This is a genomic window from Streptomyces sp. NBC_00448 (genome assembly GCF_036014115.1).
Lineage (GTDB): Bacteria > Actinomycetota > Actinomycetes > Streptomycetales > Streptomycetaceae > Actinacidiphila.
In genome coordinates this window covers 5,389,843-5,414,176 of sequence record NZ_CP107913.1, presented here as the reverse complement: position 1 = coordinate 5,414,176, position 24,334 = coordinate 5,389,843, and the positions used below count along the sequence as shown (strand labels likewise).

Annotated in this window: 12 protein-coding genes and 1 pseudogene; 10 read left to right on the top strand and 3 right to left on the bottom strand. The window is 71.2% G+C overall.

Annotated features, from left to right (window positions below; translation table 11 throughout):
• Positions 1-61: 61 nt before the first annotated feature.
• From OG370_RS23105 to OG370_RS23080, 6 genes are all read left to right on the top strand, one after another.
• The gene (locus OG370_RS23105) at positions 62-9,406 is read left to right on the top strand and encodes a non-ribosomal peptide synthetase/type I polyketide synthase (protein ID WP_328467272.1); all 9,345 of its coding nucleotides are present in this window, start codon (positions 62-64) and stop codon (positions 9,404-9,406) included.
• The gene (locus OG370_RS23100) at positions 9,393-11,042 is read left to right on the top strand and encodes a phytoene desaturase family protein (protein ID WP_328467270.1); all 1,650 of its coding nucleotides are present in this window, start codon (positions 9,393-9,395) and stop codon (positions 11,040-11,042) included. Before OG370_RS23105 ends, OG370_RS23100 begins: the two co-directional genes overlap by 14 nt.
• An 8-nt stretch (positions 11,043-11,050) precedes the next feature.
• Positions 11,051-12,709, top strand: a complete 1,659-nt coding sequence (locus OG370_RS23095) for a phytoene desaturase family protein (RefSeq protein ID WP_328474334.1) — start codon at positions 11,051-11,053, stop codon at positions 12,707-12,709.
• Positions 12,706-13,758 (top strand): MDR family NADP-dependent oxidoreductase, encoded by a 1,053-nt coding sequence (locus OG370_RS23090; protein ID WP_328467268.1) that lies wholly within the window; start codon positions 12,706-12,708, stop codon positions 13,756-13,758. The genes OG370_RS23095 and OG370_RS23090 overlap by 4 nt, the downstream gene beginning before the upstream one ends.
• 52 nt (positions 13,759-13,810) lie before the next feature.
• On the top strand, positions 13,811-14,896 hold the full coding sequence (locus OG370_RS23085) for a Rieske 2Fe-2S domain-containing protein (RefSeq protein WP_328467266.1): 1,086 nt from the start codon (positions 13,811-13,813) through the stop codon (positions 14,894-14,896).
• Positions 14,897-15,165: 269 nt separating this feature from the next.
• Positions 15,166-18,804 (top strand): S8 family peptidase, encoded by a 3,639-nt coding sequence (locus OG370_RS23080; protein WP_328467264.1) that lies wholly within the window; start codon positions 15,166-15,168, stop codon positions 18,802-18,804.
• 59 nt (positions 18,805-18,863) lie between these two features.
• Here OG370_RS23080 and OG370_RS23075 read toward each other — a convergent pair whose 3' ends face one another.
• Positions 18,864-19,811 carry a helix-turn-helix transcriptional regulator gene (locus OG370_RS23075; RefSeq protein ID WP_328467262.1) on the bottom strand — a complete coding sequence of 316 codons (948 nt, stop codon included), beginning with the start codon at positions 19,809-19,811 and terminating at the stop codon, positions 18,864-18,866.
• 84 nt (positions 19,812-19,895) lie between these two features.
• Here OG370_RS23075 and OG370_RS23070 point away from each other — a divergent pair, with 84 nt between their 5' ends.
• Both OG370_RS23070 and OG370_RS23065 read left to right on the top strand, forming a co-directional pair.
• The gene (locus OG370_RS23070; protein WP_328467260.1) at positions 19,896-20,024 is read left to right on the top strand and encodes a hypothetical protein; all 129 of its coding nucleotides are present in this window, start codon (positions 19,896-19,898) and stop codon (positions 20,022-20,024) included.
• A 63-nt stretch (positions 20,025-20,087) separates the two neighbouring features.
• Positions 20,088-20,222, top strand: a pseudogene (locus OG370_RS23065) (VapC toxin family PIN domain ribonuclease); the annotation flags it as partial.
• Positions 20,223-20,759: 537 nt separating this feature from the next.
• On the opposite strand, the gene OG370_RS23060 reads toward OG370_RS23065, so the two are convergent.
• Positions 20,760-21,332 (bottom strand): COG4315 family predicted lipoprotein, encoded by a 573-nt coding sequence (locus tag OG370_RS23060; protein WP_328467258.1) that lies wholly within the window; start codon positions 21,330-21,332, stop codon positions 20,760-20,762.
• A gap of 689 nt (positions 21,333-22,021) precedes the next feature.
• Between OG370_RS23060 and OG370_RS23055 the strand changes: the two genes are divergently transcribed.
• Both OG370_RS23055 and OG370_RS23050 read left to right on the top strand, forming a co-directional pair.
• On the top strand, positions 22,022-22,291 hold the full coding sequence (locus OG370_RS23055) for a type II toxin-antitoxin system Phd/YefM family antitoxin (RefSeq protein ID WP_328467256.1): 270 nt from the start codon (positions 22,022-22,024) through the stop codon (positions 22,289-22,291).
• Complete coding sequence (locus OG370_RS23050; RefSeq protein WP_328467254.1) at positions 22,281-22,739, top strand: type II toxin-antitoxin system VapC family toxin; 459 nt, start codon at positions 22,281-22,283, stop codon at positions 22,737-22,739. The genes OG370_RS23055 and OG370_RS23050 overlap by 11 nt, the downstream gene beginning before the upstream one ends.
• A gap of 598 nt (positions 22,740-23,337) precedes the next feature.
• On the opposite strand, the gene OG370_RS23045 is transcribed toward OG370_RS23050, so the two are convergent.
• A complete protein-coding gene (locus OG370_RS23045) occupies positions 23,338-23,889 on the bottom strand; it encodes a hypothetical protein (RefSeq protein WP_328467252.1) in 552 nt (183 codons plus the stop codon).
• Between the last annotated feature and the right edge of the window lie 445 nt (positions 23,890-24,334).

The following is a 24,334-nucleotide window of genomic DNA, read 5'->3' as shown; positions in this document are numbered from 1 at the left end:
CGGTGTTCGCGCATTCCCCTCCCCGCACCGCGCCGCGGCGCCATGACTCACGGAATGGACCATGACGGGCTCGCCCAACGAAGACTCCCCGGATCGGATCGCGATCATCGGCATCGGCTGCCGGTTCCCAGGCGGCGCCCGCGACCACCAGGGCTTCTGGCGCAACCTCATCGAGGGCCGGGACTGCATCACGCCGACCCCCGCCGATCGCTACGACGTCGCCACCCTGGCCAGCAGGGACGCGGCCAAGCCGGGCCGCCTGGTCGGCGGGCGCGGCGGCTACATCGACGGCTTCGACGAGTTCGACCCGGAGTTCTTCGGCATCAGCCCGCGCGAGGCCGCGCACATGGACCCCCAGCAGCGCAAGCTGCTGGAAGTGGCCTGGGAGGCGCTGGAGGACGGCGGTCAGCGGCCGAGCCTGCTGGCGGGGCGCGAGGTCGGCGTCTATGTCGGCGCGTTCACCCTGGACTACAAGATCCTCCAGTTCGCGGACCTCGGCTTCGACAGCCTGTCCGCGCACACCGCGACCGGCACCATGATGACGATGGTGTCGAACCGCATCTCGCACTGCTTCGACTTCCGCGGCCCCAGCGTCTCGATCGACACCGCCTGCAGCTCGTCACTGGTCGCGCTGCACCTGGCCCGGCAGAGCCTGCTGCGCGGCGAGACCGATCTCGCCCTGGCCGGCGGCACCTTGCTCCACCTGGCGCCGCAATACACCATCGCCGAGACCAAGGGCGGCTTCCTGTCCCCCGCCGGTTGGTCGCGTGCCTTCGACGCGGCGGCCGACGGCTACGTCCGCGCCGAGGGCGTCGGCGTGGTGGCGCTCAAGCGGCTGGCGGACGCCCTGCGGGACGGCGACCCCGTCCACGCGGTGGTGCTCGGCAGCGGTGTGAACCAGGACGGCCGCACCGACGGCATCACCGTGCCCAACCCGGATGCCCAGATCGCGCTCATCCGGCGGGTCTGCGCGGAGGCGGGCATGCAGCCGGGCGGGCTCCAGTACGTGGAGGCTCACGGCACGTCCACGCCGGTCGGCGACCCGATCGAGGCGAACGCGCTGGGCCGGGTACTCGCCATCGGCCGGCCGCCGGGTGCCCGGAGCTACGTCGGCTCGGTCAAGACCAACATCGGGCACAGCGAGGCGGCCGCCGGCATCGCCGGGCTGATCAAGACGGTGCTCGCCCTGAAGCACCGCAGGATTCCCCCGCACATCAACCTGGAGCGTCCCACCACCGCGATCGACTGGGCCGCGCTGCCCTTCGAGGTCCCGACCCGGGCGGTGGACTGGCCCGAGCACGAGGGCCCGGCCCGTGCGGGCGTCAACTCCTTCGGCTTCGGCGGCACCAACGCCCATGTGCTCCTGGAGGAGGCGCCGGCACCCCGGCCGACCGGCGTCTCCTCGCGTGTACCGTCCCGCACCGTCCTGCCGCTGAGCGCGCGCTCCCCGGACCGGCTGCCCGAACTCGTCGCGGGCATCCGGCGGCAGCTCGCGGGCATCGGGCAGCAACCCGACAGCGCCGACGGGCCCCCGGCGGCGCTGTCCGACCTCGGCCACACGCTGGCGCGGCGCCGCGAGCACCACGAGCACCGGCTGTCCGTGGTGTACTCCACGGCGTCCCCCGAATCGCTCGACCAGGCCCTGGCCGCCTACCAGCGCGGAGAGCCGCATCCGCGGGTGCTGGCCGGCCGGCGGCGGGAGCGCGCGCAGCGCCGGCTGGTATGGGTGTTCACCGGCATGGGCCCGCAGTGGTGGGGGATGGGCCGCGGGCTGCTGGCGACCGAACCGGTCTACCGCGAGGCCGTCGAACGCTGCGACGCCGAGATCCGCCGGCAGGCCGGCTGGTCGCTCCTGGACGAACTGGCCCGCGGCGAGGCCGATTCGCGGATGTCCGAGACCTGGCTCGCGCAGCCCGCCAACTTCGCCGTGCAGGTCGGCCTGGCCGCGCTCTGGCGCAGCTACGGCGTACGTCCGGACGCTGTCGTCGGGCACTCCACCGGCGAGGTCGCCGCCTTCCACGAGGCGGGGGTGTACAACCTCACGGACGCGATCGCGGTGGTGCTGCACCGCAGCCGCCTGCAACAGCGGCTGGCTGGCACCGGTGTGATGCTCGCCGTCGGTCTGACCGAGCCGGAGGCCGCCCGCCGCATCCGGGACCGCCGCGACCAGGTGTCGCTGGCCGCCGTCAACGGCCCTTCCGACGTCACGCTCTCCGGCGACCAGGACGCTCTCGGACAGCTCGCGGCCGAACTGGAGCGGGAGCAGGTCTTCAGCAGGTTCCTGCCGGTGCAGGTGCCCTACCACAGCGTGCGGATGGACCCGATCAGGGACGAACTGCTCGCCTCGCTCGCCGATCTCACGCCCGCCGCTGCCGAGGTCCCCCTGTACCTGACGGCCCGCAAGGGCCGCGCGACGGGCCCCGAACTGGACGCGGGCTACTGGTGGCAGAACGTCCGCGACCCGGTGCGGTTCCAGGCCGCCGTGGAGTCGCTGGTCGACGACGGCCACCGGTTGTTCCTGGAGATCGGCCCGCACCCCGTCCTCGGCCACGCGATCCGCGAGTGCCTCGACGGCCGGGGCGTCGAGGGCCGGGTGCTGCCCTCGATCCGCCGCTTGGAGAACGAGCCCGAGGCGTTCGCCGGGTCGCTGGCCGAGCTCCACAACCACGGGGTCGAGGTTGCCTGGGAGGCGCTGCACCCCGGTGGGCGTCCGGTGTCCGTGCCGGGCTACCCGTGGAAGCGGGACCGGTACTGGACGGAGCCGGCGCCGGTCGAGCAGATCCGGCTCGGCCGGCTCGACCACCCGCTGCTGGGCCGGCGGACCGCGAACGCGCAGCCCACCTGGGAGGTCCAGCTCGACCTCGAACGGCTCCCCTACCTGGCCGACCACCGCATCCAGGACAGCACGGTGTTCCCGGCGGCCGGATACCTGGAGATGGCCACGCAGGCGGTGCGGGCGCTGACCGGCGCCCCGCAGGCGGTGCTGGCCGATGTCGAACTGTCCAAGGCGCTCTTCCTGTCGCAGTCCCGGCCATCGACGGTCCAACTGCACTTCGACCCCGACAATGCGGCCTTCACCATCGCCTCCGTCGGCGCCGAGCGCACGGTGCACGCGGCCGGCACCGTCCGCGCCGCCCGGCGCCGGCGGCCCGGCACGGCGCCGGACCTCCGGACGATCCGCTCGCGCGCGCGCCGGCGGCTCGACGGGGCCGACTGCTACCGGGAACTCGCCGGACTGGGCTACCACTACGGTCCGGCCTTCCAGCGCGTCGAGGAGGTGTGGATCGGACCCGAGGAGGCGCTGGCACGCGTCTGTCCGGCAGAACGGCCCCCGGTGGACGCGGCCGACAGCCATGTGCATCCGACGCTGCTCGACGCGTGCTTCCACGCTCTGCTGGCGCCCCAGTTGCTCGCCGAACGACAGGCGGGCGGCATCCGCCTCCCGCTGTCCGTCCGGGAGGTGAGCCTCGACCGTGTCGGCGACCAGCCGTTCTGGGTGCATGCGACGATCTCCGGGCGGAGCGAGGACGAACTCACCGGCGACCTCGCTCTCTACGCCGACGACGGCACCCCCCTCGGGCACGTCACCGGATTCCGCGCGGCCGACGTCGAGCACGCATCGACCTCGGTCAGCCTGGCCGCCATCGACGGCTGGCTGGCCGAACCGACCTGGATCGAGCAGCCGCTGGAGGCCGTCGGCGCGCCACGGGACGCGCCACTGGACGGAGTGCCGGACGGGCTGCTGGTCTTCGCCGACGCGCAGGGCCTCGCAAAGGAGTTGGCCGAGCGGGTACGCGTCCGCGGCGGAACCTGCCACCTGGTGCAACTCGGCGAGCGCTACCGGCACGACACGGACGGCTCCACGGTCCGGCCGGGCTCCGCGGCGGATCTGCGCCGGCTGTTCACCGACCTCGACGACACCTTCGGCACCGTCCTGCACCTGTGGAACCTGGACCTGCCGTCGATCGACTCGGCCGACCGGGACGAGCTGGCGCGCTGCGGCACCCTCGGCGGCTACTCCCTGGTCGCCCTCGCCCAGGCCCTGCCGTCGGCCCGGCCGGACGCTCGGCTGCACATCGTCACCCGGGGCGCCCAGGCGGTGGTCGCCGGTGACCTCGTGGAGCCGCTGGGCGCACCCGCCTGGGGCATCGGACGGGTCCTGTGGCAGCAGGAACTCGTCGCACAGAAGGGCAAGTTGATCGACCTCGGCGTGCCCGCCGACCACGGGGACGAGGCCGAGGCCCTGCTGCGGGAGATGGCGACCGCGGACGTCGAGGAGGTCGCGCTGCGCGCGGCACGGCGCTTCACGAGCAGGCTGCGCGCGCCCACCGGGCTCACCCGGCCGCTGCCGCTGCGCCTGCGCCCGGACGGCAGTTACCTGGTGACCGGCGCGTTCGGCGCGCTCGGCCGATTGCTGTGCCGCACCCTGGTCCGGCGGGGCGCGCGCAGGTTGATCCTGGTCGGACGCACCCTGCTGCCCGAGCGGGACCAGTGGGCCGAGACCGATCCGGATACCGCGGCCGGCAGACGCGTGGCCTTCCTCCAGGAGCTGGAGTCGCTGGGCGCCCACCCCCTCCAGGCAACCCTCGACGTCACCGACGAGACCGCCCTGGCGGACTGGCTGGCGGACCACCGGCGCCGCCGGCTCCCACCCGTACGCGGTGTCTTCCACCTCGCCGGTCAGGTCAGCGACGCGCTGGTCGGCGAGCTGGACCGGGCGCGCTTCGACGCGGCGTACGAGCCCAAGGTGGTCGGGGCGCACCTCCTGCACCGGCACCTGCGCGACGAACCGCTGGACCACTTCGTCCTGTTCGCCTCCATCGCCGCCCTGCTGACCACCGCCGGCCAGGCCAACTACGCTGCGGGCAACGCGTTCCTCGACGCGCTGGCCCACCACCGCCACGCCCAGGGCCTGCCGGCCCTGAGCATCGACTGGGGCCCGTGGGCAACGGGGATGATCGAGGAACTGGGGCTGGTCGACCACTACCGCCACGCACGCGGGATGAGTTCGCTGCCGCCGGCCGCGGGCATGGCCGTGCTGGAACGCGTCATCGGCCAGGACCGGCCGCAGCTGCTGGTCGCCACCATCGTCGACTGGCAGGTGTTCCAGGCGTGGTACGCCTCACCCCCGGCGCTGGTGGCCGGCCTGGTCGCCGCCGCGGCCGAGCAGATTCCCGCCGCCCCGGCCGGCGGCTTCCCGGCCGTCTTCCGAGCGGCCGACGCCGACGCCCGCCAGGGGCTGGTGGGCGAGCGCTTCACCGAACTCGTCTGCGGCGTGCTCCGCGTGCGGCCGGAGCGCGTCGACGTGGAGGTGGGCCTGAACGCCCTCGGCCTTGACTCGCTGCTGGCGATGGAGCTGCGTGCCCGCGTCCAGGCCGAACTGGGCGTGTCGCTGCCGGTGGTGGCCCTGCTCAGCGGAGATCCGGTCGGCGCGCTCATCGAGCGGCTGCACGCCGGTCTGCTGGAACTGGCGGCGGACGACGGGACCGTGCCGCAGACGGCGGTGGAACTCCACACCGACGTCCACCGGTACCCGCTGACGTACAACCAGAAGGCCCTGTGGTTCCTGAGGCAGCTCAACCCGGACGCCTTCGCCTACAACATCGGCGGCGCGGTCGAGGTGGGCACCGAGCTCGACCCCGAGCTGATGTTCGCGGCCTTCGTCACCCTCCTCGAACGACACCCGTGCCTGCGTGCCAACTTCCACCTGGAGGACGGCCGGGCGATGCAGGTGATCTCCGCCGAGGCCCGCCCGGACACCGCGTTGTTCGACGTCGAGGGCCGGGCATGGGACGACGTCCACCGGATGATCGTCCGGGAGTACCGGAAGCCGTACGACCTGGAACACGATCCGCTGGTCCGGTTCCGCCTGTTCCGACGTGCACCGGACCGCTGGGTGATCATGAAGGCGGTGCACCACATCGTCTCCGACGCGATCTCCACCTTCACCTTCATCGAGGAGCTGTTCACGGTCTACGAGGCGCTGCGGCACGGCCGGCCCGTGCTGCTGCCACCACCGGCCGGGAACTACCTGGACTTCGTCAACCACCAGAACCGGTTCCTGGCCGGACCGGACGCCCGCGGGATGCTCGGCTACTGGCGCGGACGGCTGCCCGCCGAGATCCCGGTGCTCACGCTGCCCACCGACCGGCCCCGGCCGCCGGTGGTGACCCACAACGGGGCCTCCGAGTTCTTCCAGCTCGACGCCGAACTCAGCGCCGGGGTCCACACGCTGGCCCGGGAGCACAACGCGACCCCGTTCATGGTGCTGCTCAGCGCGTACTACCTGCTGCTGCACCGCTGGTCGGGGCAGGACGACCTGATCGTCGGCAGCCCGGTGTCCGGCCGTACCCGCGAGGAGGACTCCTCGGTGTACGGCTACTTCGTCAACCCGCTCCCGTTGTACGCCAGTCTGGCCGGTGACCCGACGGTCGCCGAATTGCTGGCCCAGGTCCGTGAGACCGTGCTGGGCGGGCTGGACAACCAGGAGTACCCGTTCGTGCTGCTGGTCGAGGAGCTCGGCCTCCAGCACGACCCGAGCCGGTCGGCGGTCTTCCAGGCGATGTTCATCCTGCTCACCCACAAGGTCGCCCAGGAACGCGGGGACTACCGGCTGGAGTACATCGAGCTCCCCGAGGAGGAGGGTCAGTTCGACGTCACGCTGTCCGCCTACGAGGACCGGTCGGACGGCCGCTTCCACTGCGTGTTCAAGTACAACACCGACCTGTTCGATCCGCGGACCGTCCAGCGCCTCGCCGGCCACTTCCGCAACCTGCTGGCCGGACTGACCCGCACCGCCGCGGACCTGCCGGTCAGCCGTATCCCCATGCTCGGCGACGCGGAGCGCGCGCGCATCCTCACCGCGTGGAGCGGCGCGACCCGGCGGGTCGGCCACGCCCCGCCGGTCACCGAGCTGTTCGCCAAGGCCGCCGCCGCGCGGCCCAGGGCGCTCGCGGTCTCGGTCCCCCGCGGATACGGCCCGGCCGCCCGGCTGACCTACCGCGAACTCGACCAGCGCTCGGGCCGGATGGCCGGACGGCTGCGTGAAATGGGCGTCGGCGCGGGCACGGTGGTGGCGGTGTGCCTGGACAAGTCGTCCGAGCTGGTGGCGAGCCTGCTCGCGGTGCTCCGGGCCGGTGGCGCCTACCTGCCGCTCGATCCGGACCACCCGGCCGAACGCCTCGCCGAACTGGCCGCCGACGTCGGGGCGGTACTGGTGATCGCCGACCGGCCGGGCCGGTTCGGCGCCCCGGTGGTCTCCCCGGAGGATCTCGCGGCGACCGCGGCCGAGGCTCCGGAACCGGCGATCGACCCGGACCTGCCCGCGTACGTGATCCACACCTCCGGGTCCACCGGACGCCCCAAGGCCGTCCGGGTCAGCCACCGCAACCTCGCGTCCGCCTACGCCGGTTGGCACGAGGAGTACCGGCTGGAGCGCGACGTCCGGGTCCACCTCCAGATGGCCGGGCTGCCGTTCGACGTGTTCACCGGTGACCTGGTCCGGGCCCTCTGCTCGGGCGGGACGCTGGTCCTCGTCGACCGGGAACTGCTCTTCGACACGGCACGGCTGTACCGGACCATGCGTGAGGAGCGCGTCGACTGCGGCGAGTTCGTCCCCGCCGTGGCCCGTGGCCTGCTGGCGCACTGCGCGCGCGAGGGCCTGCGGCTGGACTTCATGCGCCTGCTGATCGTCGGCTCGGACACCTGGAAGGTCGCGGAGCACCAGCGACTGCGCGAACTGTGCGGACCGGACACCCGGCTGGTCAACTCCTACGGCCTCACCGAGACCACCATCGACAGCACGTACTTCGAGGGCACGGGCGAGGGGCTCGAACCCGGTCGCACGCTGCCGGTCGGCCGGCCGTTCCCCGGCAGCGAGGTGTACATCCTGGACCGCCACGGCGAACCGGTGGCGCCCGGCGTCCCCGGCGAGCTGTGGATCGGTGGGGGCGGCGTCACGGACGGATACGTCGGTGACCCGGAGCGGACCGCCGAGCGGTTCACCACGCGAACGGTGGGCGGCGTCCCGAAGCGGCTGTACCGGACCGGCGACCTCGGCCACTGGGACGCGGACGGGCAGATCCACCTGCACGGCCGCGCGGACGACCAGGTCAAGCTACGCGGCCACCGGATCGAGCCCGGCGAGATCGAGGCGCACCTGGCCGCGATGCCCGAGGTGGCCCAGGCGTGCGTGGCCGTCCGCAGGGACCCGTCCGGCGAGGACCTGCTGTGCGCCTACTGCGTCCCGGCCGACGGCGCGGTGCTCGACCACCTCACGCTGCGCCGCCGACTGGCCGAACGGCTGCCGACGTATCTGGTCCCGTCCCACGTCGTGGCGCTGCCGGCCCTGCCGCTGACCGCGAACGGCAAGGTCGACACCGCCGCGCTGCCCGCACCCGGAGCGCGCACCGGAACGGACCGGCGCGATCCGCCGGTCACGCGGTACGAGGTGCGCACCGCCGCGCAGTGGGAGACCGTTCTGGGAGTCGACCGGGTCGGTCTTGAGCAGGACTTCTTCGAGCTGGGCGGCAGCTCGATCAAGCTGATCGAGCTGATCCACCACCTGCGGACCGAGTTCGGGGTAGGCATCCCGGTCGGCCTGCTCTTCCGCAGCAGCACCCTGCACGGCATGGCCCGTACCGTGGAGCAGGTCGTCACCGGGCGGATCAGCGGCACGCAACCGTACCTGTGCTTCAACGAGTCGGCGGCACCGGGCGAGACCGTGTTCTGCTTCCCGCCGGCGGGCGGGCACGGCCTGGTGTACCGCCAGTTCGCGGAGCGGCTGCCGGAGTACCGGATCGTGGCGTTCAACTACATCCGCGGCGACGACAAGACCGAGCGCTACGCCGACCTGGTCGAGCAGTTGGCGGACGGGCGCCCGGTCGCGCTGGTCGGCTACTCGTTGGGCGGCAACCTGGCCTTCGAGACGGCCAAGGAGCTGGAACGCCGCGGCCGGGCGGTGTCGGGCGTGGTCATCCTGGACTCGCACCGCATCCCCGAGGCGTACGACGTCGGGCCCGAGCACATCGCCGCGTTCGAACGCGAACTCGCCGACCACCTGAACCGGTACACCGGCTCGTCGATCGTCGCCAGCGAGACCATGGAACAGGCGAAGGAGTACCTCGAGTTCTGCGCCGGCACGCCGAACCTGGGCACGGTCAGGGCGCCGCTGTCCGTCATCTCCCACCAGGACGCGCTGCCGGGACACGCGCCCGGGCGGCACGGCTCGTGGCACGGAAGCTCGGCCACCCGTACCGAGGTGGTCCAGGGCTCGGGACGCCACGAGGAGATGCTGGACGGCGAGCATCTACGACACAACGCCGACCTGGCGCGGGCCGCCCTGGGGCGGACCGCCCTGACGCAGGACATCGGGGCGAAGGACGGTGCTGTCCATGCCGACGCGTGAGGACCGTCCCCGTGTCATCGTCATCGGCGCGGGCATCGCCGGGCTGGCCGCCGGCTGCTACGCCCAGATGAGCGGGCTGGAGAGCCGGATCTTCGAGAAGCACGTGCTGCCCGGCGGCTGCTGCACCGCCTGGGCCCGCAAGGGCTACCTGTTCGACTACTGCATCGACTGGCTGATCGGCACCGCCCCCGGCAACGACGCCCACCGCATCTGGCGGGAACTCGGCGCGCTGGACGGGAAGACCGTCACCAACTTCGAGGTCTTCAACCGCGTCGTGGACGAGCACGGCCGGGAAGTCAGCTTCTACAACGACCCGGACCGGCTGGAGCGGCACCTGTTGGAACTCGCGCCCGGCGACGCCCGGCCGATCCGGGAGTTCTGCCGGGACCTGCGGCGGTTCACCTCCATCGACCTGTACCCGTTCCTGACCCCGCCCCCGCTGCGCACCGTCCGCGAACGGCTGGATTTGCTGGGGACCGTACTGCCGTCGTTCCGGTTGTTCTGGCGCACCGGCGCCACCTCGATGGACGCCTTCTGCGCGCGGCTGCGGGACCCTCTGCTGCGCAGGGCGTTCCCGTTCATCTTCTTCCAGGACCACGAGGTCTTCCCGCTGCTGCCCTACCTGTTCAACATGGCCGCCGCCCACCGCGGCAACTGCGGTTTCCCGCAGGGGGGTTCGCTGGGACTGGCGCGGTCCGTCGAGGAGCGGTACACCTCGCTCGGCGGGCGGATCGGCTACCGCGCACCGGTGTCCCGCATCCTGGTCGAGCAGGACCGCGCGATCGGCGTCGAACTCAAGGACGGCAGCAGGGAGTTCGCCGACCACGTGGTGGCGGCCTGCGACGGCCCCACCGTGCTGCGCCGGCTGCTGGGCGACCGGTACTCCAGCCCGGTGACCCGGGCCCTGTACGACGAGGCGCTGCACCAGCCCGACGCCCTCTACCCGGGCGTGGTCTCCGCGTTCGTGGGCCTGACCGGGGATCTGCCGCCCGGCACCCCGCACAGCACCACCTACCTACTGGCGCCGCAGGACAGTGCCCGGCTGCCGGCCGCGCGGCAGAACAGCCTGGTGGTGCAGCTCCGCTCCCGGTACGCCGACGGGTTCGCGCCGCCCGGCCGGTCGGTGGTGCACTGCACCTACTTCAGCGACTTCGGCTCCTGGCAGGCGCTGCGCGACAGCGACCGGAAGGCGTACCGGGCGCGCAAGCGCGAGGTCGCCGACTTCGTTCGCGGCTTCCTCGAACGGCACCACCCCGGCACCGCGGAGCGCATCGAGGTGATCGACGTGGCCACTCCGGTCACCCTGCGGCGCTTCACCGGCAACCACGAGGGCAGCATCCTGGCCTGGAAGTCCTTCACCGAGGCCGAGCGACTGACCGACCGGCTGGTCGGCAAGGAGCGGATGCGGCTGCCCGGCCTGCGCGGCTTCTCCATGACCGGCCAGTGGGTCACCGGCGGCGGGCTGATCCGGGCCGCTTCCGCGGGCCGGTTCGCCATCCGCTACCTCTGCGACGAGCTCGGGGTGCCCTTCCGCGCGTGGCCCAGTGCCGACCGCACGCCCTGGCAACCCGAACGCTGGGGTGAGCTGCCGCAGCTCGGCGAGCGGGCCGTCTACTCCGGGGCGGCGTCGTCATGAGGCAGACCATGATCGTCGTCGGTGGCGGCCTCGGCGGCCTGTCCACCGGCTGCTACGCGCAGATGAACGGCTACCGCAGCACCGTCCTGGAGATGCACGACCTCCCTGGCGGCTGCTGCACCGCCTGGGACCGCGGGGAGTTCACCTTCGACCCGTGCGTCAGCTGGCTGCTCGGCTCCGGGCCGGGCAACGAGATGCACCGGATCTGGCTGGAACTCGGCGCGATCCAGGGCAAGCAGATGCGCACGTTCGAGACGTTCAACACCGTCCGCGGCCGGGACGGCCGCTCCGTGAACTTCTACTCCGACCCCGATCGGCTCCAGGCCCACCTGCTGGAGCTGTCCCCGGCGGACGCCCGGCCGATCCGGGAGTTCTGCGCCGGCCTGCGCGCCTTCCGCTCCTGCCTGGCGAAGTACCCGTTCCTCACGCCGGTCCCGCTGATGGGCCGCTTCGAACGCATGCGGATGCTCTCCGGCTTCCTGCGGTACGCCAACCTGATGCGCCGCGCGATGTCCGTGCCGATGACGGACTTCTCCGCGCGGTTCCAGGAGCCGCTGCTGCGCGACGCGTTCAACTACATCCTCTACGAGAAGCACCCGAGCTTCCCGCTGCTGCCGTTCTGGTTCCAGCTGGCCAGCCACGCCAATCAGTCGGCGGGGGTGCCGGAAGGCGGCTCGCTCGGCCTGGCGCGCTCCATCGAGCAGCGCTACCAGCGGCTGGGCGGTGAACTCGTCTACAACGCCAAGGTCGTCGAGATCCTGGTCGAGGACGACCGCGCGGTAGGCGTACGGCTCAGCGACGGAAGCGAACGGCGCGCGGACATCGTGGTGTCCGCCTGCGACGGCCGGACCACCGTGATGGACCTGCTCAAGGGCCGCTACGTCGACGAGGGTTACCGCCGGCTCTACACGACCACGATCAACGACCCGGAGCTTGTCTTCCCCGGTTACGTCACCGTCTTCCTCGGCCTGCGCCGCCCCTTCCCCCAGGGCGATCCCTACACGACGTACCTGCTGTCGGACGAGCAGGCCGCACGGCTGACGGGCATCCGCCACCCGAGCCTGCACGTCCAGTTCCGCAGCCGCCACTACCCCGAACTCTCCCCGCCCGGAACGGCCGTGGTCTACGCGAGCTACTTCTGCGACATCGCGCCCTGGCGGGAACTGAGCACCGGCCCGGAGCAGTCCAGCCGGGTGCGCCGCGGCGTGGAGACGCACACCCTCGCGGTCGGGCGCGGCCGCGCGTACCAGCAGGCCAAGCGCCGGGTCCGGGACACCGTGGTGGAGCTGCTCGAACAGCACCATCCGGGGATCGGGCAGGCCGTCGGCGTACGGGACGTGTCCACTCCGCTCACCCAGGTCCGCTACACCGGCAACCACGACGGCACGGTGCTCGGCTGGCAGCCGTTCCTGGCCAGCGGCGAGGACATGGAACAGCAGATCCGCACCCACGGGCCGGCCCTGCCCGGACTGGCGAACTTCTACCTCTCCGGCGTCTGGGCCACCACCGGCGGCCTCATCCGGGCGGCGGCGGCCGGCCGGCACGTCATGCAGTACGTCTGCCGGGACGACGGCCGGCCGTTCAGCGCCCTGGTGGACGACCACGCGCCACTGCCCACCCAGATCGTCGAAGGAACCACCCCCGTCAAGGAAGGAGCCACCCCGTGAAGATCGAGAAGTGGATCGTCGGCGAGCACGTCGAGGGCGTGCCGGACGTCGACCGGATGTACCGGAAGGTGACCGAGGAGGTCGATGTCGACCTCGCCGACGACGAGATGCTGCTACGGACCCGCTACGTCTCGGTCGACCCGTATCTCCACGGCATCGCGCTGGACACACCGCTCGGCACCCACATGGGCGCCGACTCGGTGATGGAGGTCGTCGAGGCCGGCCCGCGCGCCAGGTTCGCGGTGGGCGACCTGGTCCAGGGCTTCGGCGGCTGGCGCAGCCACGTCGTCAGCACCGGTGCGCCCGAGAGGTGGACCGGGACCTTTCCGATGGTCTTTCCGGCCTACCGCCGGCTCGAACCGGGCGACTACGACGACGTGCTGCCGCTGTCGTCGGCGCTCGGCATCCTCGGCGGTTCCGGCATGACCGCCTGGGGCACCATGACCAAGTTCCTCACCGTCCGCCCCGGCGACACCGTGGTGGTCAGCGGCGCCGCGGGCCAGGTCGGTTCGCTGGTCGGGCAGTTGGCCAAGCGGGCCGGGGCGCGGGTGGTCGGCACCACCGGAACCCCGGAGAAGGCGGCCTACCTGGCGGGGCTGGGCTTCGACGAGGTACTGGAGTACCGGCACGGCGACGACCCGGACGCCGTACGCGAGACGCTGGCCAAGGCGGCACCGGACGGGGTCGACAAGTACTTCGACAACCTGGGCGGAGCCTTCACCGACACCGTCTTCAGCATGCTCAACGTCGGCAGCCAGGTGGCGGTCAGCTGGCAGTGGTCCAGCCAGGTGGGCCAGGAGTGGACCGGCCCGCGGCTGCTCAACTACATCATGTTCCCCCGCACCACCATCCGCGGCATCTTCGCGCCCGAGTGGTTCACCGAGGACAACTGGACGGCGCTGCACGCCGAACTCGGCGGCGCGGTCCGCCGGGGCGAGATCGCCTACCAGCAGACCGTCCACCAGGGCTTCGACGGCATCCCCGCCGCCTACCGCAGCCTGTACACCGACCGGGCCGTCTCCCGCGGCAAGGTGCTGGTGGAACTGTGAAGCGGTCGGTGGCGAGCCGCCCGACCAGCCTGGCGGAACAACCGGAGGAACGATGGGACTGAGCCGTACGTACGCGCGGCAGTTCACCCAGGGCCCGACCCCGGCCGACGCGCGGCCACCGGGACTGCCGTACCCCGACGGCTGGTTCGCGGTGGCCTTCTCCGCCGAGTTGAGCGCGGGCACCGTGCTCACCCGGCCGCTGCACGGCGAGGACGTGGTGCTCTACCGGCTCCGCGACGGCGGTGTCCGGGCCGTTCGTCCGTACTGCCCGCACCTGGGAGCGCACCTGGGCCTCGCCGAGATGGAGGGGGACGATCTGGTCTGCCCCTTCCACCGCTTCGCCTTCGGCCCGGACGGTTCCTGCGTACGGACCTCCTACGGCACACCACCGCCGTCGGCCACGGTCGCGCAGCTGCCGGTCCGCGAGGCCAACGACGCGATCTTCGTGTGGCGGCACCACGACGACCGCCCCCCGCTCTGGGAACTCCCGGACTGGCACGTGCTCGGGGACCGGCCCCCTCGCGTCTCCACCTGGGAGATGTCGGGCCACCTCCAGGACGTGATCGAGAACGCCGTGGACACCGGGCACTTCTCCGCGCTGCACGGCTGGGCCGCGTTCGAACTCGCCGCACCGATCGCCTTCGAGGAGCGGGCCTTCCAGGTGTCGCTGAGGGTCCGCGAACGCTTCCCGCTGCTCGGCGAGCACACCCTGGAGGTGGAACTGGAGGGCCGCGGCCTCGGCCAGCTGCATGTGTGCACCTCCCTCCCCCGGCTCGGCGTGCGCACCTGCGCCATGCTCACTCCCGTGATGATCGCGCCGAGCCGCTTCCAGCTCCGGCAGTCGAGCCGGCTCGCCGTGGCGGAGCCCGGATGGCTGCCGGGGCCGTTGGCCCGGTGGATGAGCCGCTCGGCACCGCGCCTGCTGGGCGGGCTGACGCTCCGAGCCAACCGCGAGTTCGTCGCCGCGGACTTCCCGATCTGGGACAGCAAGCAGTACCAGTCGCCGCCGCGGCTCGCCCAGGGCGACGGTCCCATCGGCCCGTTCCGGCGCTGGGCGCGGCAGTTCTACCCGCCGACGGCAGTCGGCTCCCCCGGGCGCCAGATCAACCCCCTCTCGGAGCGGAGCGTGTCGACGTAGGCGAAGGAGACGGGCCCGGGGTCGAAGACCCGGGGCTTCGTTCGGAACGTCACCGGCGCCAACGCGACCGCGTCGGACGGTGGCAGCGGACGCACGACCATCGGGCTCACCCGCACTGACCGGACCGGGTAACCCCGGCCCGTCACGTTCTCGTCATGGCGAGGGTTCGCCATGGTTCCGTCTGTGCAGGGGTGTTGGACGCCCGCTAAACCGTTGTCATGAGACCCATATCCAGACGCCGGTACGCTCCAGCTGCTACAGCGCTGACCATGGCGCTTGTCGGCTGGTCGGGGGTGTCGGCCGCGTCGGCGGGCGCTTCCCCGGTGGCGGCAGGACATCCGGCCGCCACCGGCCGGTCCTACGACATCACCCTCGTGACCGGCGACCACGTGCACTACACCGACCTGCCGGGCAGCAACGACCTCGTGACGGTCGACCCCGCCGACGGGAGCAACGGCGGGGTGGATGTGGAGACTCACGGCAGCGACACCTATGTCGTCCCCCGGCAGGCCATGTCGCTTCTCGCCGCCGACAAGTTGGACCCACGGCTGTTCGACGTCACCGCGCTGGTGGCCATGGGGTACGACGACGCACACGCCGATTCCACGCCGCTGATTGCCACCGCCCCGAAGAACAGCCGCTCCGCCCGGCCCCCGGCCGCGCCCAGGGGCGCCACGTCCCTGCGCACGCTCACGTCGATCGACGCGACCGCGCTACGCACCGACAAGGACCAGACCCGCACGTTCTGGAACGCGATCGCCCCTGGCGACGCACCGCGCACGCTGAACGGCGGAATCGGCAAGCTGTGGCTCGACGGCCAGGTGAAGGCGTCGCTGAGCGACCAGACGGCGCAGATCAACGCCACTGCCGCCTGGGGACAGGGATACGACGGCAAGGGCGTCAAGGTCGCGATCCTGGACAGCGGCGCCGACCTCGATCACCCCGACCTGGCCGGCCAGGTCGACGCCACCGCGAGTTTCGTGCCCGGCGAGAGCGTCGATGACGGCAACGGCCACGGCACGCACACCGCCTCCACGATCGCCGGCACCGGCGCCGCGTCCGACGGCAAGGAGAAGGGCGCGGCTCCCGGCGCCCGCCTGCTGGTCGGCAAGGTGCTCGGCGACGCGGGCACCGGCGAAGACTCGTCCCTCATCGCCGGGATGGAGTGGGCCAAGGCGCAGGGCGCTGACATCGTGTCCATGAGCCTGGGCAGTCCCGACGCCTCCGACGGCACCGACCCGATGTCCCAGGCCGTCAACGAGCTGTCCGCCGACGGCGGTCCGCTGTTCGTGATCGCCGCGGGCAACGCGTACGACCCCGGCACCATCGGCGCCCCGGGCGCCGCGTCCTCCGCGCTGACCGTGGCCGCCGTCGACGGGAACGACCAGCGGGCGGACTTCTCCAGCCAGGGCCCGCTGACCGGCACCCACAGCCTCAAGCCCGACATCTCCGCGCCCGGCGTGGACGTGACGGCCGCCGCCTCCCAGTCGGTGCCCGGCTGGACCGGCGGCCTCTACCGCACCATGAGCGGTACGTCGATGGCGACGCCCCTCGTCGCGGGCACGGCCGCGATCCTGAAGGAACGCCACCCGGACTGGAGCGGGCAGCGCATCAAGGACGCGCTGATGTCCACGTCGCACCGGACGAGCCAGACGCCGTACGAGGTGGGCACGGGCCGGGTGGACGCCGCCGCGGCCGTCGACTCGGCGATCGAGGCGACGGGCTCCGTCGAGGCAGCCGCCTACGACTGGCCGAACGCCGACGCGAAGGCCACCACCCGCACCCTGACCTACCGCAACGACGGCGCCGCGGACGTGGATCTCGCCCTCTCCCTCGACACCGACGCCGCCGCCTACACGCTCTCGGCGTCCTCGCTGACGGTGCCGGCGAACGGCACCGCCGAGGTGACGCTGACTCTCGACCCCTCGAAGGTCCCGGCGGGAACCACGTTCTCCGGCCAGGTCCTCGCCACCGACAGCGCCACCCACACCGTGGTCGCGCACACCGGCTTCGCGCTGTTCAAGGAAGCCGAGATGTACGACTACACCGTCAAGTTGACGGGGAGCGACGGAAAGCCCGCCACGGACACGGTGGCGCTGTACTCCCCCGCCTGGTCCGAGCCGCAGTACATCGCTGTCTCCGGCGAGACCACGCTGCGCCTGCCCCCCGGCACCTACACGGCCACCTCATACGTGGACGTGCCCGGCAGAACAGCCGGCTCGCTCGGCGAGGCCCTGCTGATCTCCGACGACGTCACGCTCGGCAAGGGCCACACCGAGGGGACGGCAGACCTCGACGCGACCAAGGTGCGCGAGGTCACCGCGGTGCCGAAGCGCGAGTCCGAGGAGACGCAGATGGTCTTCGGTATGCAGCGCACGTACGACTCCGCCCCCGGGCAGGGCTGGACCACTTCCGATCTGCTGCCCGCCAAGTACGACTCGTTCTACCTCTCACCGACACGAAAGGTGAGTGACGGCTCGATGCAGGCGTTCGTCCACTGGAGGTTGCGGGAGAAGGCCCTCGACGCCAAGACGGGCACCGGACACGACATCGCGTTGACCGCTCAACCCAACACCGCGTACCACGACGGTGTGCGCACCCTGAAGACGGTGTACGCCGGCCAAGGCGCGGCGACCGACTACACCGGTCTTGACGTGCGCGGCAAGGCCGTGGTGATCGACCGCAGTGCCGACGTCACCGCTGACGAGCGCGCCCAGGCGGCCGCCGACGCCGGCGCCTCGATGCTGATCGTGGTCAACGACACCCAGGGCCGCCTCTTCGAGAGCTCCACAGGCGCCGACGACCTCACCGTCGCCTCCGTGGAGCAGGGGGACGGGGCCCGGCTCACGGCAGAGGCGAAGTCCGGCAGGGGCACGCTGCGCGTGGCACAGCAGGAGTACCCGGACTACACCTACGACCTGGTCCAGAAGTTCAGCGGCTTCATCCCCGACAAGCCGCTGGCCTACACGCCGAACGACTCGGGCCTGGCGCGTATCGACAACTCCTTCTACGCGGCCGACGGCACCCTCGGCTTCGGCGGCCGCTACTTCGTCCCGTCCTGGGGCCCAGCCCTGGGCGGCGACTCCTACGAGCGCTACGCCCGCACCACCACCGAGTACGTCACCGGCGGCACGGGCGCCATCGGTTCCTGGTACGAGCAGCACGAGGCCCTGGGCGCCACGGCGGACTACTTCGAGCGCGGCCAGACGGCCTCGTACACGTCGGGGCAGCGGTATGACGGGGCGTGGTTCGAGCCGGTGCAGGCGCCGCGCTTCGGCGACACCTACGTCCCGTACTACACCAGCAGCAACACCCTGAACTGGAACGTCGCGATGTGGTCCGGCGGCGACGACGGCCACGTCGGCGCCGGGGGCAACGGCACCGTGCGGACCGCGCTCTACCGTGACGGCACGCAACTGACCGCGTTCAACGCCCAGTCCGGCCGCATGAACGGCATGACGGCGGGCTCCTACACGCTGGTGGCCACGGGCCAGCGCTCCACCCCGGCCTGGTCGACGTCCACCCGCACGAGCACCACGTGGGGCTTCGACTACCAGCCGCTGCCGTCCAGCCCGGCCGCCCGTGCGAACCTCCCGCTGCTCAACACGTCCTACGACATCGGTACCGACCTGCAGGGCGCGGCACGGGCGGGGCACCGCATCGAACTGGGGCTGCGCTCGGCCACGTACACCGGTGACGTCGCCGCCACGTCGGCCACCCTCCAGGTGTCCTACGACGATGGGGCGACCTGGCAGAAGGCAACGCTGAAGAGGACCGGCGACGGCCGCTGGTCGACGGTGCTGACGCCCCCGCGCACGTCGCGGTCGCTGTCGCTGCGTACGGCCGCCGAGGCGCCGGGCGGCCTCTCCGTCCGGCAGGACGTGATCCAGGCCGTCACGCTGAAGTGATCCAAGGCGCGTGTGGCGGGCCGGCGGTGACCGCCGGCCCGCCACACGCGCCCGAAACGTCACACCCAGCCGTGATGGCTCGCATACCACCCCAACTGGAGTCGTGTGGTCGCCTCCGCGCGGATCATCAGGGCCTGGAGCCTTCGCTGCACGGTTCGCGCTGACATCTGCAACTGCCCGGCGACCGCGGTATCGGTCAGGCCCGCGAGCAGCAGCCGGAGGATATGGGCGTCGAGCGGGTCGACGCCCGGATGTGGTTCCTCCTGGTACGGGCGCCCGCGCTCCCATACCGCCTCGAACAACTCCCGTGCCACATGGGCGAGTCCGCCGCGCAGCACGACCGCCGGGTCCACGTCGGCTTCCCGGCCGTGCAGCGGCATCATCGCCACGGAGCTGTCGCACAGGATCAGCTTGTACGGCACTTCGGTGACGGTACGCACGTGGACACCCGCCGCCAGCGACTGCGCCACGTTCTCCGCGGCGCCCGGTTCACGCAGGAAACCCTGGTCGATGACCGCGCGTACCCGCACGTTACGGGAGATGGCCGTCACCTCTTCGCTGTCCGCCGGGGTGACCGCACGTGGTTCCCCCGCCGAAAAGATGTCGATGCTGTGCCGTGCGGAGAGCTGAAGCTGGAGATAGCGGGTGCGGATGGCCTCGGTACCCTCGACGATCTCCACAAGTTCGCGTTGGGCCCGGTCCGCGGTCACCATCCGGTACGTTTCGGCGAGCCGCGCCACGGTCAGCTCGGCGCGCTGCACCTGTTCCCGGCGCGTCGCGAGTTCGGCGCCCAGAGCGACCGCCGGTGGAACCGCCGCGTACCCCTGGCCGCCTGCCGGTCTTACGACGACACCCCTGATCATGAGGGCACGCAGAGCAGCCTCGGTCCGCTCGCCCGGCAGTGCGACGACCTCCGCCACCAGTTCGTACGGCGCCGTGGGCAGCCCTATCAGCGCCCGGTAGACGGCGTCCTCATCCGCCGTGAGTCCGAGATCCTCCAGGCTCATTCCTGCTCCCCACCCATCGCTCACCGCCAAGCCGCGCTGTCGCCCCTCCGCGCGGGACCTGAACCCCGCCGAAGTGTCCGGCCCGTGCTCGGGCGCACCAGCCTGGCGAACCGGGCCGCCGCCGACGCCGACGGCCTGATCACCGCAGTCCGGCAGGGGCTGCGCCGGCTCCAGTATCGCCAGGACGACCTGGACGGCGACGAGCGGCCTTGAGGCTGCTCCCCGGACCGGGCAACACCCTTCTCTCCACGGGTTCAAGGCGACTCGCCGGCACTCCGGCGCCTGGACATCCTGCAACGCGCCGAGAACGAGTTCGACCCCATCCCCTTCGACACCGAAGCCGCCCGCATCTACGGCAGGGTCTGCGCAGCCGTGATCGGAGCTGGACGCAAGCCACGGCGCCGGGTCGCCGGTAAGCCACGGCCATCGCACCACTCCCGCACCACTCCCGCACCAGGCAGAGCGGTATGGCTCGGTCGATCAGGGGCACCAACAGCGCCCTCCCAGCGGACACTTACCGACCGACCATGCCGCCCACCGGCACAGATGCCAACAAGGCCCCCGTGATTCCCCGGCGCAGAGCGCGGGCTCGATTCCCACCATCCGCTCCATAAAGAAAGCCCCAGCTCAGTGAGTTGGGGCTTTGTCGTTGCGTAGACCATTTCGAGATCCGCGTGCCGTAGCGGCTTGCCTCATGCCTGTCTCCCGCGAAGCAGCGCGCGGTTGTCGCGCTTACGGGAGAATGTGGTTCGGGCGAGACCTCTCTGCGTGCACGCTGCGCGGGGTGCGGACCTCGCCGCTGCCGGGGTCCGCGGAGATCCGGAAAGTACTGCGCGTGAAAGGCCATCGGGCGCGGAGCCCCGTCGACGCGCCCGTCCCCGGCGAGGATGACACCGGCTCCGCCCGTGCCGCGGTGCACACCTCCATCAGGGTTCGCGGCAAGTGGGCTCAGTAGCCTCCGCCACCGCCGGAGGTGGACGCGGAGGGCTGCGAGGACGGCTTGGTGGTGATCTGCTTGCCGTTGGTGCCCACGACGTACCACTTGGCGCCGAAGTTGTTGAGGCCCTGGCCATTGGTCTGGCCGGACTTCTTGTCCCCGGCGAACCGGTAGAGCGGGTGGCCCTTGTACGTCACCTGCATGCTGCCGTCACTGCGCTTGGAGGTCGACAGCAGCTTGCTCTGCGCCCCGGAGGCGGCGGTCGGCTTGCCCGTCACCGTGAGCGGCGGCCACGCGGTGGCGCAGGACCCGTTACAGGTGGACTTGCTGGTCTTGTCCGCCTGGAAGAGGTAGAGGGTCATGCCCTTGTTGTCGACGAGGATCTTGCCGAGTTTCACCGACTTGGTGCTCACCGTCGCCGAGCTGGAACTCGCGGCGTTGTCCGCCGCGTGCGTCCCGGCAGCGGCCGGTGCGGCGGCAGCGGAGCTGTGGGCCGTATCGCTGGAGCTGGAACAAGCTGTCGCGGCGGCGAAGGCCAGCAGGGTTCCGGTGACTGCGGCGGCGGCTCTGGCGTGGTGCTTCACGATGACTCCTCGGAGATCCGTCCACCGTGGACGGGGCGATGGCGGCCCGCCTGGGTGGGGCCGCACCACCTCCACTACACGTCCGCTCTCGTCCTCCAGCTACAGGGGAGAGTCATTCGGGCGACCCGGCGCTGGGCCTCGGGCGCCGAACAGGGACGGGGCCGGCGCCGGAACGGGACGCGTGACCCACTTTCGTGCGAGAGGGTGCTGCGGACGGCCCAGCTCCACAGGCGACGCGGTCCGGGGGTGTCGGACCCACCGCTGGGGGCGTTTCCCGGGCCTGCCGGCCCCCAGACGGCCCCACGGGCGCGGGGAGCAGCTGGCCGCTTCCGTCTCCAGGCTGAACAGCGGGGGTCCATCCCCGCGGGTGCGGGGAGCAGTCTGGCCGACTTGTGCGTTTTCTGGAGGGCCGGGCCGCTTCGAACCAGCTGCTGGGAGAGAGACATTTGGGGCACCAGGCGGGCGAAGGCGCCGGCCGACTCCCCACCTCACAGAGTACGGTCACGCGAAGACGCACCAGGCCCGGCCAGCACGCAAAGCAGCAAACGTGCCAGTTCGCCCCAGCGGGCCCGGAGCCGCCCGGACGCCAGACCCTCGGCTGCGGCCACGCCCAGAGCGACCTTTGAGGTGTCCGGTCGTCTACGACCCGGCTCGCGGCACGCGGTGCTACAAGGTGCTACCGTGGCGCCATGTCAGTGCAGCCCGAGATCACCCAGCGCGATCTGCGTAGCCGGTCCAAAGAGATCATGGACGCCGTCCAGGGCGGCCAGTCCTTCACCGTCACCCGGGACGGGCACCAGATCGGGGAGCTCATCCCGCTGCGCCGCCGGCGGCGGTTCGTTCCGCGCGCGGAGTTCGCTGCCATGTCCCGTACGGCGTCGGACGTCTCGCTTGAGGCGTTCCGGGCCGACCAGGACGCCACCGCCGAGCAGGAGACGGACGACCCCTATGGCCGTTGAGTACGCGCAGGGCCTGCTCGACACCAACATCGTCATCCTGCGCAAGTGGCTCGACCCCGCAGAGCTCCCCGGCGAAGTCGCGATCACCGCCATCACCCTGGCAGAACTCTCCGCAGGCCCACACGAGGTGCGCAGGAACGAAGAGCAGAGCGACTACGACGAGCACGCGGAACGGGGCCGGCGCCTGGACATCCTGCAACGCGCCGAGAACGAGTTCGACCCCATCCCCTTCGACACCGAAGCCGCCCGCATCTACGGCAGGGTCTGCGCGGCCGTGATCGGAGCTGGACGCAAGCCACGGCGCCGGGTCGCCGACCTCATGATCGCCGCCATCGCCGTCGCCGAAGAACTCCCCCTCTTCACCACCAACCCCGACGACTACAAGGGCCTCGACAGCCTCGTCACCGTCGTACCCGTCACCCGACCCACCGTCCTCCACGACCGGTAAGCCACAGCCATCGCACCACTTCCGCACCGGGCAGAGCGGTACGGCTCGGTCGATCAGGAGCACCAACAGCGCCCGCCCAGCGGACACTTCCGGACCGACCATGCCCGCCGACCGGTACAGATGCCAACAATGCCCCGTGATTCCCCAGCGCATAGCGCGGGCTCGATTCCCGTCATGCGCTCCATAAAGAAAGCCCCAGGTCAATGACCTGGGGCTTTGTTGTTGCGTAGACCATTTCGAGATCCCCGTGCCATTCGCATATCGCAAGGCGAGGAAACCGGCCGCAGAGAAGCGCTGCTCGGGGACTTTTTCACTCCGCCGATATCTTTGGGTGGATCGACCTCGTCGCTACTGGTCTGCCGCGACGTACGGCGGGTTGCCGACCGCCAACCGTTCCAATAAAACACCGGAGCCGTCATCCGCCATAACTTCGTGAAGATTCCGGCGGCACGAAAACGGGACGGGCCCGCGACCCACGCAGACGACCGGAACACCCGTGCCCGGGACCGCGACCAGGCCGTACGCGAGGGTGGATGACCCGGCGGAGCGGCGTGGCTCCCCCGCCGGTCCGCCACGGGCGGGGTGGCCGCTGTCACGGTCAGACGTACGCGACGGGCCGGGACTGCTCAGCCGGGACGGCCGATCCGTCCCGCTTCGCACGGCCGAGCAGCAACTGCCCGCGGACCACGATGGTGCCCAGCCGGACCACGACCTCACCGAACGCCATCAGAATGAGCGCCACCACCCACGCCTGACCGCTGGTGATGTCGTGCGCAGCCGAGAAGTGGGTGACGTGGACCGCGCCGGAAGAGTGCGAGGACCACACGGCGAACCCGAGCCGGAACCCCATGCTGACCACCCACAAGGCGGCCGCACCCACCGAAGCACGAATCCGCACATGACCGTCAGCCAACCGGACACGGGTGAGCAGACCGCCGAGAAGACCGAAGACGACACCCACGCCGGCGAACACGCCCGCCAGCAGCAGGTCGTTCCCCGCCGTGGGGATGTGGTGCAGGTAGGTGGACGCCGCCCAGCCGATGATGCCCAGCGGCAACAGCACGGTCCGCACGGTCAGCCGCTCCTCCCGCATCTGCCGGAAGACGATCAGAACCAGAACGATGTCGATGACCCAGTCAGTGGTTGTCATGGCACCGAGCATCCACTCCGATGGCCCCCGCTCCCTCAACCCACGGGTGGAACCCCGGGTGGACATCGCCTCTCCACCCCCCGCCACCCCTCACCACGGACAGCGGCCACAACCAGTGATCCGGGCGGCACACGGCAGCCTCTGCGAGCTCCGACGCGGGTGCGTCCACGTCACCTTCACGAGTGCACCGCGCCGGGATGGGCCGCGATCAATGGTCGAGGACGTGGTTTTCCACAACCTCCACCATTCACGACCAATATCTCCACCGACTCTCGGCGGCCTATCACGAAAGATGGTGAATTTTGCGGCGGACCTGTTCCTGAAAGGCCGCCACCCCGATCTGGCAAAACTAATTATGCAACTTTGTTGAAGGGTTGACCGGCCCACTCGCCGCCCGTACAAGTTGGTCTTGACCAATCTGCTCGACGGTCAGGACCGGACCACT

What these genes read in the sequence shown, in the direction of transcription:
- OG370_RS23055 (WP_328467256.1), top strand. Translation starts at nt 22,022, where the DNA reads ATGTCAGTGCAGCCCGAGATCACCCAGCGCGATCTGCGTAGCCGGTCC.
- OG370_RS23095 (WP_328474334.1), top strand. Translation starts at nt 11,051, where the DNA reads ATGATCGTCGTCGGTGGCGGCCTCGGCGGCCTGTCCACCGGCTGCTAC.
- OG370_RS23080 (WP_328467264.1), top strand. Translation starts at nt 15,166, where the DNA reads ATGGCGCTTGTCGGCTGGTCGGGGGTGTCGGCCGCGTCGGCGGGCGCT.
- OG370_RS23100 (WP_328467270.1), top strand. Translation starts at nt 9,393, where the DNA reads ATGCCGACGCGTGAGGACCGTCCCCGTGTCATCGTCATCGGCGCGGGC.
- OG370_RS23075 (WP_328467262.1), bottom strand. Translation starts at nt 19,811, where the DNA reads ATGAGCCTGGAGGATCTCGGACTCACGGCGGATGAGGACGCCGTCTAC.
- OG370_RS23105 (WP_328467272.1), top strand. Translation starts at nt 62, where the DNA reads ATGACGGGCTCGCCCAACGAAGACTCCCCGGATCGGATCGCGATCATC.
- OG370_RS23085 (WP_328467266.1), top strand. Translation starts at nt 13,811, where the DNA reads ATGGGACTGAGCCGTACGTACGCGCGGCAGTTCACCCAGGGCCCGACC.
- OG370_RS23050 (WP_328467254.1), top strand. Translation starts at nt 22,281, where the DNA reads ATGGCCGTTGAGTACGCGCAGGGCCTGCTCGACACCAACATCGTCATC.
- OG370_RS23045 (WP_328467252.1), bottom strand. Translation starts at nt 23,889, where the DNA reads ATGACAACCACTGACTGGGTCATCGACATCGTTCTGGTTCTGATCGTC.